18 protein-coding genes are annotated in these 13,723 nt (G+C 37.6%); 9 read left to right on the top strand and 9 right to left on the bottom strand.

Annotated features, from left to right (window positions below; genetic code table 11):
• Window positions 1–117: 117 nt before the first annotated feature.
• The 3 genes from N178_RS19295 to N178_RS19305 all read right to left on the bottom strand — a co-directional run bounded on the left by N178_RS19295 (window position 118) and on the right by N178_RS19305 (window position 1,979).
• Window positions 118–681 (bottom strand): NAD(P)H-dependent oxidoreductase, encoded by a 564-nt coding sequence (locus N178_RS19295; RefSeq protein WP_045294208.1) that lies wholly within the window; start codon window positions 679–681, stop codon window positions 118–120.
• Window positions 682–973: 292 nt separating this feature from the next.
• On the bottom strand, window positions 974–1,534 hold the full coding sequence (gene lepB, locus N178_RS19300; protein ID WP_025751067.1) for a signal peptidase I: 561 nt from the start codon (window positions 1,532–1,534) through the stop codon (window positions 974–976).
• Between the two features lie 100 nt (window positions 1,535–1,634).
• Window positions 1,635–1,979 carry a DUF4440 domain-containing protein gene (locus tag N178_RS19305; RefSeq protein ID WP_237758532.1) on the bottom strand — a complete coding sequence of 115 codons (345 nt, stop codon included), beginning with the start codon at window positions 1,977–1,979 and terminating at the stop codon, window positions 1,635–1,637.
• Between the two features lie 391 nt (window positions 1,980–2,370).
• On the opposite strand from N178_RS19305, the gene N178_RS19310 reads away from it, so the two are divergent.
• On the top strand, window positions 2,371–3,027 hold the full coding sequence (locus tag N178_RS19310) for a DUF975 family protein (RefSeq protein WP_045294210.1): 657 nt from the start codon (window positions 2,371–2,373) through the stop codon (window positions 3,025–3,027).
• A 114-nt stretch (window positions 3,028–3,141) separates the two neighbouring features.
• Window positions 3,142–3,555, top strand: coding sequence for a DUF1259 domain-containing protein (locus N178_RS19315; protein WP_045294212.1), 414 nt, complete (start codon window positions 3,142–3,144; stop codon window positions 3,553–3,555).
• 185 nt (window positions 3,556–3,740) lie between these two features.
• Here N178_RS19315 and N178_RS19320 read toward each other — a convergent pair whose 3' ends face one another.
• From N178_RS19320 to N178_RS19330, 3 genes are all read right to left on the bottom strand, one after another.
• Entirely contained in the window at window positions 3,741–5,639 is a 1,899-nt protein-coding gene (locus N178_RS19320; protein ID WP_045294215.1) for an endonuclease MutS2, read from the bottom strand.
• 449 nt (window positions 5,640–6,088) lie between these two features.
• A complete protein-coding gene (locus N178_RS19325) occupies window positions 6,089–6,418 on the bottom strand; it encodes an AzlD domain-containing protein (RefSeq protein ID WP_045294217.1) in 330 nt (109 codons plus the stop codon).
• The gene (locus N178_RS19330; protein WP_045294219.1) at window positions 6,415–7,140 is read right to left on the bottom strand and encodes an AzlC family ABC transporter permease; all 726 of its coding nucleotides are present in this window, start codon (window positions 7,138–7,140) and stop codon (window positions 6,415–6,417) included. Before N178_RS19330 ends, N178_RS19325 begins: the two co-directional genes overlap by 4 nt.
• 95 nt (window positions 7,141–7,235) lie before the next feature.
• Here N178_RS19330 and N178_RS19335 point away from each other — a divergent pair, with 95 nt between their 5' ends.
• Window positions 7,236–7,787 (top strand): helix-turn-helix domain-containing protein, encoded by a 552-nt coding sequence (locus tag N178_RS19335; RefSeq protein WP_045294221.1) that lies wholly within the window; start codon window positions 7,236–7,238, stop codon window positions 7,785–7,787.
• 39 nt (window positions 7,788–7,826) lie between these two features.
• On the opposite strand, the gene N178_RS19340 is transcribed toward N178_RS19335, so the two are convergent.
• Entirely contained in the window at window positions 7,827–8,510 is a 684-nt protein-coding gene (locus tag N178_RS19340; protein WP_016764850.1) for a TerC family protein, read from the bottom strand.
• 272 nt (window positions 8,511–8,782) lie between these two features.
• On the bottom strand, window positions 8,783–9,766 hold the full coding sequence (locus N178_RS19345) for a LacI family DNA-binding transcriptional regulator (RefSeq protein ID WP_045294223.1): 984 nt from the start codon (window positions 9,764–9,766) through the stop codon (window positions 8,783–8,785).
• 162 nt (window positions 9,767–9,928) lie between these two features.
• On the opposite strand from N178_RS19345, the gene N178_RS19350 reads away from it, so the two are divergent.
• Window positions 9,929–10,408, top strand: a complete 480-nt coding sequence (locus N178_RS19350) for an RrF2 family transcriptional regulator (RefSeq protein ID WP_045294225.1) — start codon at window positions 9,929–9,931, stop codon at window positions 10,406–10,408.
• An 18-nt stretch (window positions 10,409–10,426) separates the two neighbouring features.
• A complete protein-coding gene (locus tag N178_RS19355) occupies window positions 10,427–10,810 on the top strand; it encodes a nuclear transport factor 2 family protein (protein ID WP_045294227.1) in 384 nt (127 codons plus the stop codon).
• A gap of 37 nt (window positions 10,811–10,847) precedes the next feature.
• On the opposite strand, the gene N178_RS19360 is transcribed toward N178_RS19355, so the two are convergent.
• Entirely contained in the window at window positions 10,848–11,672 is an 825-nt protein-coding gene (locus tag N178_RS19360; RefSeq protein ID WP_045294229.1) for an SPL family radical SAM protein, read from the bottom strand.
• Between the two features lie 437 nt (window positions 11,673–12,109).
• On the opposite strand from N178_RS19360, the gene gvpA reads away from it, so the two are divergent.
• The 4 genes from gvpA to N178_RS19380 are packed head-to-tail and all read left to right on the top strand — an operon-like array spanning window position 12,110 to window position 13,723.
• Entirely contained in the window at window positions 12,110–12,388 is a 279-nt protein-coding gene (gene gvpA / locus N178_RS19365; RefSeq protein WP_029714942.1) for a gas vesicle structural protein GvpA, read from the top strand.
• Between the two features lie 23 nt (window positions 12,389–12,411).
• Entirely contained in the window at window positions 12,412–12,675 is a 264-nt protein-coding gene (locus N178_RS19370; RefSeq protein WP_029714943.1) for a gas vesicle protein GvpO, read from the top strand.
• A gap of 23 nt (window positions 12,676–12,698) precedes the next feature.
• The gene (locus N178_RS19375) at window positions 12,699–13,469 is read left to right on the top strand and encodes a GvpL/GvpF family gas vesicle protein (RefSeq protein WP_045294231.1); all 771 of its coding nucleotides are present in this window, start codon (window positions 12,699–12,701) and stop codon (window positions 13,467–13,469) included.
• Window positions 13,466–13,723 carry a gas vesicle protein GvpG gene (locus N178_RS19380; protein ID WP_014459264.1) on the top strand — a complete coding sequence of 86 codons (258 nt, stop codon included), beginning with the start codon at window positions 13,466–13,468 and terminating at the stop codon, window positions 13,721–13,723. The genes N178_RS19375 and N178_RS19380 overlap by 4 nt, the downstream gene beginning before the upstream one ends.

The raw sequence follows: 13,723 nt of genomic DNA on the forward strand, positions 1-13,723 counted from the left end.
CACGTAAAAAAAGCTGCTTCTATCCATTACATGGATAGAAAGCAGCTTTTTTATTATTTTTTTCTTTTACTAGCTGTAAAATCCAAGGATACTCTCAGAAAACGAATGGCTATACTTTTATTGACGCTCTCCTATTCCAAATACTTCTGCTACATGATTTTCTAATTTATGCTTATAGTGATCAACGTTTGGATGTTTAACTACATCGTGAATAGAGTATGTTGGAAGTGGACTCATACCGACGTACTGATTCATTTTATGCAAATGCATAATGGCTTCGTCTAAACTTTTTCCTTCATAGAAAGCTTCGTCATTGTTAAAAATAGCTTCTGGCGCATTCCATGTAAGAGAAAACATGTATTTTTTCCTCTTTAATAAGCCGCCTCGCCCGTATTGATTTGAGCCTTTAAAGAAAATATCATCCATATACACGCGATCAATATATTGCTTAAACTTTCCGGGAATGCTGAACCAGTAAATAGGCGTCTGCATAATCACAACATCAGCCCATAGCCACTTTTCAATTTCTTCTTCTACTTCGTAGCCTTTATCAACCACCGTTGTTTTAATGTTAAATTGATCAGTGAGTAAATGCTGCATTTCGTTAAAAATCGTCTGATTTAACTCTCCTTTTGACTTTTTATAATACTCGTGTCCATTAATGATTAATACGTTTTTCATGCTGACCTGCTCCTTTCCAAAATCCTTACTTCTTTATCTTCATATATCTGTATACCCATAAAAACTGCTTATCTATCAGTATCTACTCTTACTTTGAAGTAACATAGGTACCTAGAAGTCCCTTTTTAAACACCCTTATGATTTCCTAAACAAAGAAAAACACAAGGTCTAATTTACTAATTCCTTAGAAGATGTTTAACTTGTATAAAGCAAATCGTTTTTTTAAAATCAGTTCTTTTAACCCAATAAAAAAGACTGGCGAATTAAATTCCGCCAGCCTTTTTCCCTTTTTTTATTTCGGTTCGCCTACTTCATTTAACGGATAGTAGCGAAACTGCACTTTTCCGATAACTGATTTTTGTGGAATGAAGCCAAATGCTCGTCCATCATGACTTACAGGACGGTTGTCCCCCATTACAAACAGTGAATTTTTCGGTACCTTCACTTTGCCATCAGTTGCAGGCAGCGTTTGAAGCGTAAAATCTTCCGTGAATTTTTCATTAGGTGCAAGAGATTTTTTAGATTCTTTTAAATACGGCTCTTTATAAGCTTTGCCGTTAATATACAGAACGTCGTTTTTCATTTCTACCGTATCTCCTGGCAGTCCAATTACACGTTTAATATAATTTTCATCTGCATCCGGTGCATGAAATACAATCATATCAAAGCGATCAACATCACTGATTTTATTTAAAATAACGCGGTTTGAATCTTCAAACGTTGGATACATCGATTCACCGTGAACCGTAGTTGGCGCAAATAAAAAATGACGAACTCCCACTACAATAACCAATGCAATAACAATGGACTTAATCCATGAAAACACTTCTTTTTTTACGTTATTTTTGCTCATTTCAAAACATCCCTTACGTCAAAATATACTTTCATCATAGCATCAAATAAAGGGAAAGTATAATAATAACCGAATAATCTTATTTATTGATCACCATTTGTCACTGTGCCTTGATGGAAAAACAAGCGCCACTTTTCTTCTCTTTTTCGCCAAATAGAACTGCGAAGCGTCTTTTTTCTGCCGTATGGTTCATAAGATGATAGGTAGTTAATACGCAGTCAGGAGACAATACGTCTACATGAAAATGAGAGATTTCAAATACATCTGGCGAAAGCACATGATTGTTATTGTAATCTTTTCGTTTCCATACCGTGCCCGAACTGCCAAACTCCACGTAATCATCTGCAAGAATGTTTGAAAGCTCTTTAGCAGAGGTTCGTACTTCTGATTTTAAGTGCATGGATTCTAACTCATAAAATATTTGGGTGATATTCGCTATTTCCACTTTCACAGCCTCCTCTCATTCTTTCTTACATTCATTATAAAGGAATACTGCCGTTTTCACTTAAGACTTGTTGCATCATTTTGATCATTTCAAACATAGAAACCCCTCCTATTTTAGAAAGTTTTTCCATAAAAGTTTCACTTCATATTAAAATAAAGTATCGCACACAGTGCTTTTGCACCTCCTCCTTCTTCAAAAGCAGCTCAAAAGCAGATTGTACCTATTTAGCGATTTCTATCTGTCTAGTAAAATTTTTTCGCAGGAGCTTTGCTTTTCATCTCAGAACCTATTGACTATTATTTTCATTTCATACAAAATTAACAATTGTGCATGGTTTACATGTTAATACGAGCAAAAAGATACTGTTTTGCAACATTAAAGGAGGAACAACATGAACATCGGTACGATTAAAAGAGAAGCTAAAGCTTCTTTAAAGAATCGCTGGGGACTTGCGATTCTACTGACGGTGGTGACGTACGGAGTATATACGCTTCTGCCTATTCCATTTGAAATTGTGGCAAGCGGCGGCTATGAAAATTGGATGAAAGATGAATCTAACTCGTCCTCATGGATTTCAACTGCCTTTGCTATCGTCTTTTCACCTCTTCTTATGGCGAACTACTGGGCATTTTTAGGTTTAGCACGAGGTGAATCTGTTCAATTGAGGCACTTGTTTAAAACATTCCAAGACTTCGGTCTTTATGTAAAGTCATTAGGAATTTATGTACTTATGACTCTTTATGTGATGCTGTGGTCACTGCTTTTACTGATTCCTGGAATTATTAAAGCACTGGCATATTCACAAACGTACTATATTTGTAAAGACAATCCTGCTTACTCGATGAATCAAGCGATTACAGAAAGCCGCAGGTTGATGAATGGTTATAAAGGACAGTACTTCCTGCTGCTGCTAAGCTTTCTTGGCTGGTTTTTATTAAGTATTATTACACTAGGAATCGGCTTTTTATGGTCTATTCCATACCTTTCTGCTTCACTTGCTCGTTTTTATGAAAATTTGTTAAACGAACGCTCATCGCATGCTGAATAATAAAAAAATCCTCTTCATCGTGAAGGGGATTTTTTTATAAGAGCACGGTTTGCATAAGTGAAGCTCTTATGTCATAAAGCTTACTAAGAGTATAGAAGAAAGGCAGGAGCTTATATGTATACTACAAGTGAAATTTGTCAGCAGTTCGGCCAGATTTTAAACGCTAAAAGCAAAGTTAGTCCAACAGGATGCTCAGTGTCGCTTAAAAGAAGTTTTCAAGCTCATGTTCAAGGGCGGAAAAGCAGCTCTGTCGTTCCTGTTGGTGTATCATTTGAGGCGATAGACACACAGGGAAACGCGTTGAACTTGGCTGAGATTGCTATTTTACAAGAAGAAATCCCTCGTTTTACAGAAGCTGCTGCGCGGCAAGGTCTTATCGTAAGCGCTTTGCATAACCATTGGCTTTTTACAGAACCGGTCCTTATGTATCTTCATATTCAATCTGTAGAGCCTCCTTTACATTTTGCGAAAAAAATGGCTTTTTGTTTTACAACGCTCAAGAGCCTTCCCGTTCCGACCAACGAATAATTTATTAAACGTATCTCTCAGGTACATTAGAGAGGTGAGAGATGTTTTTTATACCTATAGATTACTAATATAGCTAAAGGAAACCTCCTTACCTTTTAAGTCATTAACAAAAGGGCGCTATGTATTTTTGAGAAGCTACATAAAAACAAAACCCAGCACTTTCTTATAAGTACTGGGTTTCTGCTTTATCTATTTTCACGTATATCTTTTTCAATTTTTCGCAATGCTTTTTTTGATCCTCGCTGCAGATCATGCTGCTCTTTTCGGTCTTTATAGCTAATAAATAACGAATCGAGGTCATAGCCTTCGGGATATAATTCAGCAGCTTTGATTTCAAGAGCTACTCGCTTAACGTTTATTTCAATTAACTCATTCTGATAGAGTACGACTATATTATTTGTGTTGTCTTTAGACTTATACACAATCGCATGATTCTCATAATCTAACAGTTTTACTCGATCTCCTATTTGGTATTCAACACGGTCTTTTTTCTTTTCCTTCAAAATAGTTGGTTTTTTTATTTTATTTTCTCTGACGACTTCCGTATCATACGATTTGCTTTCCATATAGAACTTTGCTTTTTGTAAAATCTCTTCTTCTACCTTCATCTTCTTTGAAATCCAAAGCGCATTGCTTTCTCCAGATGTGCCAATTAACAGCTGATACAGCGGTTCTAATGTTTTACTGTTGAACTGCATCGCGGCATTCATAAAGTCAGGATGAATTTCTGAGAAACGCTTAATTTCTCCGTAATGCGTAGTCGCGACCGTTATGCAGCCCATATGATAAAACTTTTCTAAGATCGCAATCGCAAGTGCAGCTCCTTCATTCGGTTCGGTGCCGCTGCCAATTTCATCGAATAGGAGCAGTGTATTGTTCGTTGCTTTTTGCAAAATAGTCGATATATTTTTCATGTGTGAGGAAAAGGTACTCAGCGCATTTTCAATACTTTGGTTGTCGCCGATATCGACAAAAATATGTTCAAACAATGAAATTTCTGTTCCTTCATCAGCTGTAATATGAAATCCTAACATTGTAGCCAGTGTCAGTAGCCCAATCGTTTTTAAGACAACGGTTTTTCCTCCTGCGTTAGGTCCCGTAATAATTAAGCTTCGATAATTCTCGCCAATTTCGAAGTGAAGCGGAACAATTTTACCAGTTAACAGCGGGTGATATGCGCCTTTTAAATGAATATATCCATAATCATTAATTTTAGGTTCGATTCCATCTGCCTGTTTACTGTATTTTGCTTTGGCAAACACCATGTCGTATTGGCTAATTAGCTCTAAATTAATATGAATATCAGCTAGCTTCTCTAACACTAAACCTGTTAAAGATGCTAAAATTTGATATTCTTCTACCTCTTCTTCTGCTTTCAAAATCGCTAGTTCCGCATTCAGCTTTGTAATAGATGCCGGCTCTATAAACACTGTTGACCCTTTAGAAGATGTTTCAACAATCGTTCCTCCAACATGATTTTTATAGGATGCCTTGATCGGAATCGTATAGCGGTCTCCTTTTTTACTGATGAAGAAGTCTTGAATATACTCTTTGTTTTTACCGTTTCGTAAAAATTTCGCAAGCTGCTCTGAAATTTTAGCTTCCGTTCCTTCTATATGTCTTCTGATACGCTTGAGCTCTTTGCTTGCCGCAGCGTCTACTTTTCCGGCTTTGATCGCAAAATTAATTTCCTCTTCTATACTTGTCAGTTCTTTCATCGAATGAGCATAGGAACTTAAGAGCGAAGCAAAAAATTCTTTATCCACCATATATTGTTTTACTTTTCTGCAGCCTTTTAAAAAATCGGATACTCGCATTAGCTCTTCGGGCTCTAAAATCATGCCTTTTTCAAGCTTTCCGATGACTCTTCCTATACCTGAGACACCTGATAGCGGAAGTGATTTCTCAGCATCTAGAAGTCTTCGTGCTTCCGTTGTTTCTTTAAGTCGGTTTTTTACTGTTTTAAGAGATGTGCTCGGCTGAAGTTTATCCATTAATTGTTTTCCCAGCTCACTTACGCAGTGAGATTTTACGATTTCTTTTAATTCCTGATACTGCAATTTTTCAAATGTCATCGTATTCATGGTTTTTCTCCTCACTATGATTTGTCATCACATATGAAGATACCTATTTATTAGAAGGCAATGAAAAAGGTAAACAAAAAAAGCTGTGGTGATCCCACAGCTTTTGCGTTCATAAGGTGTCTAAACACATATCACGAAAGAAAGCTCTGTAAAAACAGACGCCTCTTTCGCGACAAATGCCGAACCCTTTATAAAGCATTGTAGGTATCTTCATAGGCAGTGAAATAAATCCATAAGCAAATAAAGGGTACCTTCACTCTCCAAAAAATACCCGTTTTGCTTATTTAATTTATTTCATTCAATTGTTCCTATTTAGATACTACTCCGCTCATAAAAGCACCTCATCTATATTTTAGTTTTCATTGGCTTCTAATTTACACTCTTATCATACTATATGAAAAAGCGTGCGTAAAGGAGACAGTAAAAAGCTCAAGACATAACTTGAGCTTTCATGACAAAAGAAAAAAACGAAGGAGCGCCATCATTCCAACTCCGCTAATAACGGTGATGGATAAGCTTTTGGTTTTCAGCGCAATCAGTAAGGTTGGAATAACTACGATAATGACGGGCCAGTTAATCTTTACGCTGTCATTTGCTTGAATGATAAAGTTCTGTACAACAAGTGCTGTTAAAATACAAATAGGAATATAGGATAGCCATTTTAATACGGGTTGTGGCAGTGCGATGTTACGCACAACTAAAAACGGAACAATACGAGGAACTAAGGTAACAAGGGCACACCCTAAAATAACGATAAGTGTTGAATAGTGGATACTCATTTATCCGTCACCACCCCAATTGTCGCTACAATAATCGTTGAAATTAATACAGCCACATGTGAAGGTACCAAAAAAGACAGCACAATCATAATAATCGCCATATAAAGAATCAAACGTAAATAATGATTAAACTTTGAAGGTAACACGCTTTCGATTTGTAAAACAAGCAGAGCTAAAAACATAGCCGTTAAGGCAAAATCAAACCCAAAGGCTTCCGGGTCAGATAGCAAATGACCAAAAATAGCTCCTATCGTACAGGCGATAATCCAGCTGACGTAAGCCGTTATATTTAATCCATTCATCCAGCGGTCATTAATTGGCTCCCCTTTTGCAATTTTACTTGAAGACACTCCAAATGATTCATCCGTCAGAAGTGCTCCAATTCCAACGTTTTTTAATAACGAATATTTTGTAAATTTAGGCGCGACCGTAGCACTCAAAAGAAAATGTCGTAAGTTAACGATGAATGTTGTGAGAATAATAGCTGAAATCGAACTGTTAGCAACCATCAGTGCACAAATAATAAACTGAGCAGCCCCGGCATACACGAGTGCTGATAATAAAGTAACTTCCATAACGGAAAGATGCGAGGACACTCCGACAATCCCGGCGGCAAGCCCTATGCTTATGTAACCGAGTAGCGTGGGGACACAGTCCTTAGCCCCTTGTCTGAACGTTAAATCCACTTTTTCTCTCTGCTGTACTGCTTTTTCTGCGATCACCGTACTCCCTCCTTTTCTGCTATATTATACATCTATACGTTATATTAAACAACGGTATGTTATACTATCTTTATAATAATTAAAGGAGTACAACAATGGACGCAATTCAAGATATTATTGCTAAAAATCTTGTTAAATTACGAAAAAATCGAAATTTGACGCTTGATCAAGTTTCCGAATTAACGGGTGTGAGCAAAGCAATGCTTGCACAAATTGAAAAAGGCAAATCCAGTCCGACGGTTACCACTCTTTGGAAAATCGCAAACGGCCTTCAAGTCTCTTTTTCCGTATTTATGAAAGAAGACACTCCGGGTGTACAGAAAGTAAGCATAAAACAGCTAGAGCCCATCACGGACAACAAAGGTGATTACTTAGTGTATTCTTTTTTCCCTTATCATCCGGAAAAAAAGTTTGAAATTTACATTGTTACATTAAAGCCCGGATGCGTGCATGAAGCGAAAACTCACTTAGGAGATGAATACTTACTTATTAAAGAAGGAGAATTAACGGTTCGTTTTGAAAATGAAGAACATGAATTAGTCTCAGGAGACGCTCTGCATTTTTCAGGCAATACCTCTCACAGCTATATCAATTCTTCTGAAAAAGAAGCAAGCTTTTTTTTGCTTATGCACTACCCCGAATCATAAAAAAAAGAGCGTACGGATGATCCGTACGCTCTTTTTTTATTAAGCTGCGTGGGCTTGTTCTTTTTTCATTTTTTTGTTTTTCATGTATCCAATGCCTACAACTGCAATGGTTAAGATAACTTGCACAGCAAGATGTAAAGCTGTACTTGGAACAAATCCGCCGATGATTTTATCTTCAACAATCATTTTTCCAGCAGACCATGCGAGCATCGCCGCTCCGGCATAAATGATAATCGGAAATTTTTCCATTGCTTTCATAATAAAGCTGCTTCCCCAAATAATAATCGGAATTGAAATTAATACACCAATCATAATTGGAACAAATTCATGAGCTACACCAGCTAGAGCTAATACGTTATCTAATGACATGACCGCATCTGCGATAATAATCGTTTTAACCGCACTCCATACCGTTGCTCCACCTTGAGGATTGTCACCGTGATCGTGATTATCCGCTAGTAATTTATATGCAATCCAGACTAGCATCAAGCCGCCGACCGCTCCGATTAATGGGATTTTTAATAATGGGACAATAATAGCCGCAAATAATAATCGAAGACCAATCGCGCCGCCTGTTCCAATTAAAATCGCTCTTTTTTGTAAGTCCTTTGGTACGTTGCGAGCTGCCATTGCAATCACAATCGCGTTATCCCCGCTTAAAATTAAATCAAGAAAAATAATTTGCAGCAAACCTTGCACTGATACACCAATTAGTTCCTCCATAGTTACCTCCACCTTCTCTTTTTATGTAACGTTTCTCCTCTAAATGTCCGAACCTTTTCCTCCTTTTTTATAATTGAATACAAAAAAGACCCTTACCAAATAAGCGGTAAAGGTCTTGCTAACAACATAATGTCGCCAACAAAGCCGAGAGATAATCTCTGTAATGACGACTTTGCTGTTAAAGCTACTCCCCTTTAGGAGATACGTTCAATTATTTGTTTGTATTTACACCATTTATACTATAGCATCTCCTACATTCTGTCAATCGTTTTTTATGTAAAACGATTGTCAACGCTTTCTCTTTCAATCAATTCATAGTTCGAAAGTGTAAGCTTTTCGACTTCTTCACCGTTAACCAGCTTAATAATTCGCTGTGCCCCCATTTGTCCCGCTTCTTTATAGTAATATTTTATGGTCGTTAAGCTCGGATGAATCACACCTGTAATTTCATAGCCGCCAAAGCCGGTAATGGATACATCTTCAGGAACGCGCAGTCCGTTTAAATAAGCTGCCTTTAATGTACCAAGCGCAATGTTATCGGTCGCACATACAATCATGGACGGGTTAAATTCGTTCATCACTGCCGTAGCTGCTCCAATTGCATCGCTCATGTTAAAGCTTGTTTGATAATAGCGAATCTCGCAATCGCTGTCTTTAAGACCTTGCTTTACACCTTCTTTTCTTTTTACACCTACAGCTATGTCTTTTTCGGTTACGCCTAAAAAAGCGATTTTTTTATGCCCTTTTTCCCCTATGTACCTTCCAATGTCGCATGCAGCCTCGTAATCTTGATGAATTAAACTGTGGACTTCTTTATGCTCCTGTCCAATCAGCAAAACGGGAATTGAAATCGTACGGAACGCTTCCAAATGAGCTTTTGTGATCTGAACGGCAAGCAAAATAATACCGGCTACCTTCTGCTTAGCCAGCGTATAAATATTTTCAATTTCTCTTTCTAAATCTTGATTAGAATTGGAAACAATCATTTGATAGTGGTGGTCTCTAAGTTCTTGGTCAATACCATCTAATGTGCGGGAAGTCGCAAAAGAACCCATGCGCGGAACAATGACACCGATGATATTTGTTTTTTTTGCTTTTAAGCTTTGAGCAAAAGCATTTGGGCTATAGTTTGTTTCTTTAATAATTCCTTCAATTTTTCGTTTCGTCGCATCGCTCACAGACCCTCCGTTAAGGTAGCGGGATACAGTGCTTTTTGCTACTCCTGCAAGTCGAGCGATATCTGCAATAGTTGTCATTCTCTCATCTCCGTATTTTGTTGCTGCTCTTCTTTCCCAGTATACACGAATATCGCGTGTATATTAAGTAACTGCTTTACTTTTTGCTTCATAAGCGGTATGATAACCTAAATGTGGATAATCTTTATCCATGTTGTACACATATAGCAGGAGATGATGTTTTTGCATATGAAAACAGGCGTTGAGCAATCGGTATATGCCATTTTGCTGCTTACGTTTTTACCTGAAAAAGCTGTGCTGCCAGGAGATGTTATCAGCACTCAGCTCGGGGGGTCGCCTACGTATTTTCAAAAGCTTCTTCGCAAGCTGGTTAGCGCTGATTTACTCGCTTCAGTTCCTGGGAGCAAAGGTGGATTTCGCTTAAAGAAAACGCCGGAAGAAATTCGAATCTATGACGTATACGTAGCCATTGAAGGCAAGCAGTCTCTTTATTCATCAAGCGGTATTTTTCACGATATGCTTAATTTAAAAGACAAAGATATTTGCTTACTATCCGATTTAATGGAAGAAGCCGAATCTTCATGGCAGTCCATTTTAAAACGGCAAACCATTGCCACGCTCACAAATGAAATTCACAAAAAATGTCCAAAAGAAAACCTGGATAAGCTAAAAGCAACAGTAGAAGAAAAAATGGTACTGTAGCACCCAAAGGAGATTATCATGGAAAACTTAAATAGATATTTTGATTTATTCGATCAATCACGTACAAGCGAACAAGCGTTCGAAGAATTGGTGAGCCTTTTTTCAGACGATATCGTATTTGTCTTAAACGGCCACGAAAAGCAAGGCATTGAAAACTGGAAGCTGTTTGTGAAAATGGTTTTTAAAGAAAATGCTGATATTAAGCATATGTTCGAAGGCTGGAAAGCAGTTGAAGGTACGGACATGTTTGAAACGCCTTGGGCAGTATGCAGAAAACGTGCATCTGGCAGCGTATTTACTCAAACGGGAAAAGATATTGCTAAGTTAGATAAAAACGGGAAGATCAGTTATTTAGAAAACGTACCTGATGACACAAACATGTTTGATACGTATAAAAATTAAGATGGAGAAAAGAAGGGCTGTATGGGCTCTTCTTTTTTTACGGAGCAAACCCCTCTTGAGAAAGGTAAATCATCGAAGAAGGATAAAATTTTTCAAAATAACGAATGGCTTTGATATGAATGTCTTTGTCATACCAGTCTAGGAAACCGTGCTGCTCAAATAGTTCCGGCATCCCTAGCCTTTTTGAGGTTTTCCCTAAGGAACCGTCTCCTAAGTACAAGGTATCAATACAAATTCGGTCCATCATTCCTTCTATTTTCCGAGGAAATTCAGGCGTGAAAGGAAGCATTGGAGCAATGGTTACTTGCGTTGAAATTCCGCTTTCTTTTACTTTTTTTAACGCGTTCATACGAAGTTTCATCCCCGGAGCATAAGGAGAAAAAATTTGTTTTACATCTTCTCGATCTGTTTCAACAGTCATCGATACGCGAAGATCACATACGTTTTGAAGCTGTAAAAGCAAATCAATATCTCTCGTCACAAGCGGCGATCTTGTTTGAATCAGTAAAAAATCAGGCGGATGATTGATCATCGTTTCTAAAAGAGCCCGAGTGATGCCTGCGTTACGCTCAGCCGGCTGATAGGGATCTGTCGCTGAAGACATAAAAATGCGCACCGGCTGCTCTTTTTTTCGCAGCTTTTGTATTTCTTTTTGATAGACTTCGGCTGCGTTGGCTTTCAACTCTAGCCATGTCCCCCACTCCATCTCTTTAAAACGCTGAATTGGCAGCTCTCGCACGTAGCAAAATTTGCAGGAAAATGCACATCCGGCATACGGATTTAAACTATGAGTATAACCCGATGCCAAAAAGCCGGTCGCTTTTGTTAAAATACTTTTCGAAATGACGTCTTTTTCGTTCATCTTTATCACCTCTTTGTTCAAAAATTATATCAAGCTTATAAATGAAAAAACTACTTTCCTGATGGAAAGTAGTCCTATATGTTTTCAACTCATCAACTTTGGTTTTCTTTCTTTTCGCTTGTCGTTTCAAGTAAAGAGGTTAAATATGAATTTAACTCAAATTGGTCCTTTTCAATAAAATCAGATAATACCGGCTGCTCTTCTTTTCTCATCTTTCTCCACTCCTTTTGTTTTTTTATGTATGTGTTTTCATTCATCAATGGATAAAAGTAATGTACTTAACTCTACCCGTATCTAAACAAAAATAATCATGGTATTTTATACTATTTTTTAATTTATGTACGTTTTATTTGTATATTTTTTACAACATCACGCACATTAATAGCAAGATTAGCAAACGTATATATTTCACTACGCAACATGAGAGGATTTTCATCATGACGATTAACAAATCAAACGATTGTTCTAGTCTAGCTGAAGTAGTTGACCGAATTTTAGATAAAGGTGTAGTAATTGACGTATTCGCTCGTATTTCTGTGATTGGTATTGAATTAATCACCATTGAAGCTAGAATCGTGATTGCGAGCGTGGACACATGGCTGAGGTACGCTGAGGCCATTCGATTGCTTCATAACGAAAGAGAAGATTTCCTTTCTTCCAATAACAGCGGAAACAAACTTGAACAGTTAAACCTTTTGCAAGATTTAGATTTATAAACTTATAAAGGTGGATTAGAGAAGTGAAAGTAGCCGAAATCATGGAAGCCGTGACTGATTTTTTTAAAGAACACGTCGCTCCTCCTCATCGAATTATTTCGTATGAATCGATTCAAAATGGAGGATGGAAAATAACACTTGAAGCATTTGAAGAACAGGAGTATATGAGGCGCTATGCAAAAGATGAACTGCTTGGTATCTATGAAGTGCTGGTCAATAAGCAGCATAACATCACGTCTTTTTCACGCACCAGCCTGCGCTATCGAAGCTCTCCAGCAGAGAAGTAATCCTATTATTTTAATGGAAAGGAATGAAACAGAAATCGATGAGTGAAGCAACGGGCATTTATATTTTTTGCAGCATTCCCGCCACCGAGGCGCATACGTTTGGCAGCGTCACGATTGATCATCAAGAAAGAGCTACTTTTACCATTCATTACCGAGATGCAGCTATAGTGGCTGCTGCCTTTCCTCTTAAAATTTATCACCCTACAAAAGAGAATGTCACAGCGCACCAGCAGGTGATTTCCAAAGTAATGAATGAGCATGATTCGGTTATTCCAATCAGCTTTGGCAATGTGTTTCATAGTCAACAAGATGTTGAAATGCTGTTAGAAAACTTATATCCACAGTTCGCTTCCCTTTTCCCACAGTTAAAAGGAAAAATAGAAGTCGGACTAAAAGTAATTGGGAAAGCGGACTGGCTGAAACAAAAAGTGAATCAAGACTCTTCTTTGCAGCAAGTACGAAACCCGCGTTCTGCCAGTGCTGATTTTTATAAACAAATTGCGCACGGAGAAACAGCTCAGAAATTCTTTTTAAAGCTTCAGCACGACTGTAAAAAAGAGCTGTATCAACATTTAGAACCGATGGCTGAAGCGTCGAGACTCAATCCCCCTATTGTCGAAACGATGCTTTTGAATGCTTCTTTTTTAATTGACCGAGAAAAAGAAGCAGCGTTTGATGAACGTGTAAATGACCTGTATGAAAAATGGAAGCACAAAGCGGATTTTAAATATTCCGGACCGTGGGCTGCTTATAACTTTATCAATATTCAATTAAAAGTAGAAGAGAATGTATGATTCATAAACTGCTGCTGTCTCCTGTCACACTCATTGTAAAAGTCGGCCAGAAAATCAAGGAAGAAGCGGATAAAGAACTTTACGATGTCTCTTTTATTCAGCAAAAAATCGTTCATCTTCAAATGATGTATGAGCTTGGAGAGATACCAGAAGATGCATATATGGAAAAAGAAAAAGAACTGCTGCTGAGGTATGAAGCAGCAAAAGAATATGAATTAAAAAGATGGGAATCAATGACGAAGAAACAAAAGTGA

This window comes from Priestia aryabhattai B8W22, from assembly GCF_000956595.1.
Classification (GTDB): Bacteria; Bacillota; Bacilli; order Bacillales; family Bacillaceae_H; genus Priestia; species Priestia aryabhattai.

Excerpts from the sequence above, each read along its gene's own strand:
- N178_RS19355 (WP_045294227.1), top strand. The coding sequence starts at position 10,427 with ATGGAAAACTTAAATAGATATTTTGATTTATTCGATCAATCACGTACA.
- N178_RS19380 (WP_014459264.1), top strand. The coding sequence starts at position 13,466 with ATGATTCATAAACTGCTGCTGTCTCCTGTCACACTCATTGTAAAAGTC.
- N178_RS19345 (WP_045294223.1), bottom strand. The coding sequence starts at position 9,766 with ATGACAACTATTGCAGATATCGCTCGACTTGCAGGAGTAGCAAAAAGC.
- N178_RS19335 (WP_045294221.1), top strand. The coding sequence starts at position 7,236 with ATGGACGCAATTCAAGATATTATTGCTAAAAATCTTGTTAAATTACGA.
- N178_RS19320 (WP_045294215.1), bottom strand. The coding sequence starts at position 5,639 with ATGAATACGATGACATTTGAAAAATTGCAGTATCAGGAATTAAAAGAA.
- lepB (WP_025751067.1), bottom strand. The coding sequence starts at position 1,534 with ATGAGCAAAAATAACGTAAAAAAAGAAGTGTTTTCATGGATTAAGTCC.
- N178_RS19295 (WP_045294208.1), bottom strand. The coding sequence starts at position 681 with ATGAAAAACGTATTAATCATTAATGGACACGAGTATTATAAAAAGTCA.
- N178_RS19310 (WP_045294210.1), top strand. The coding sequence starts at position 2,371 with ATGAACATCGGTACGATTAAAAGAGAAGCTAAAGCTTCTTTAAAGAAT.
- N178_RS19375 (WP_045294231.1), top strand. The coding sequence starts at position 12,699 with ATGAAACAGAAATCGATGAGTGAAGCAACGGGCATTTATATTTTTTGC.
- N178_RS19340 (WP_016764850.1), bottom strand. The coding sequence starts at position 8,510 with ATGGAGGAACTAATTGGTGTATCAGTGCAAGGTTTGCTGCAAATTATT.
- gvpA (WP_029714942.1), top strand. The coding sequence starts at position 12,110 with ATGACGATTAACAAATCAAACGATTGTTCTAGTCTAGCTGAAGTAGTT.
- N178_RS19360 (WP_045294229.1), bottom strand. The coding sequence starts at position 11,672 with ATGAACGAAAAAGACGTCATTTCGAAAAGTATTTTAACAAAAGCGACC.
- N178_RS19315 (WP_045294212.1), top strand. The coding sequence starts at position 3,142 with ATGTATACTACAAGTGAAATTTGTCAGCAGTTCGGCCAGATTTTAAAC.
- N178_RS19325 (WP_045294217.1), bottom strand. The coding sequence starts at position 6,418 with ATGAGTATCCACTATTCAACACTTATCGTTATTTTAGGGTGTGCCCTT.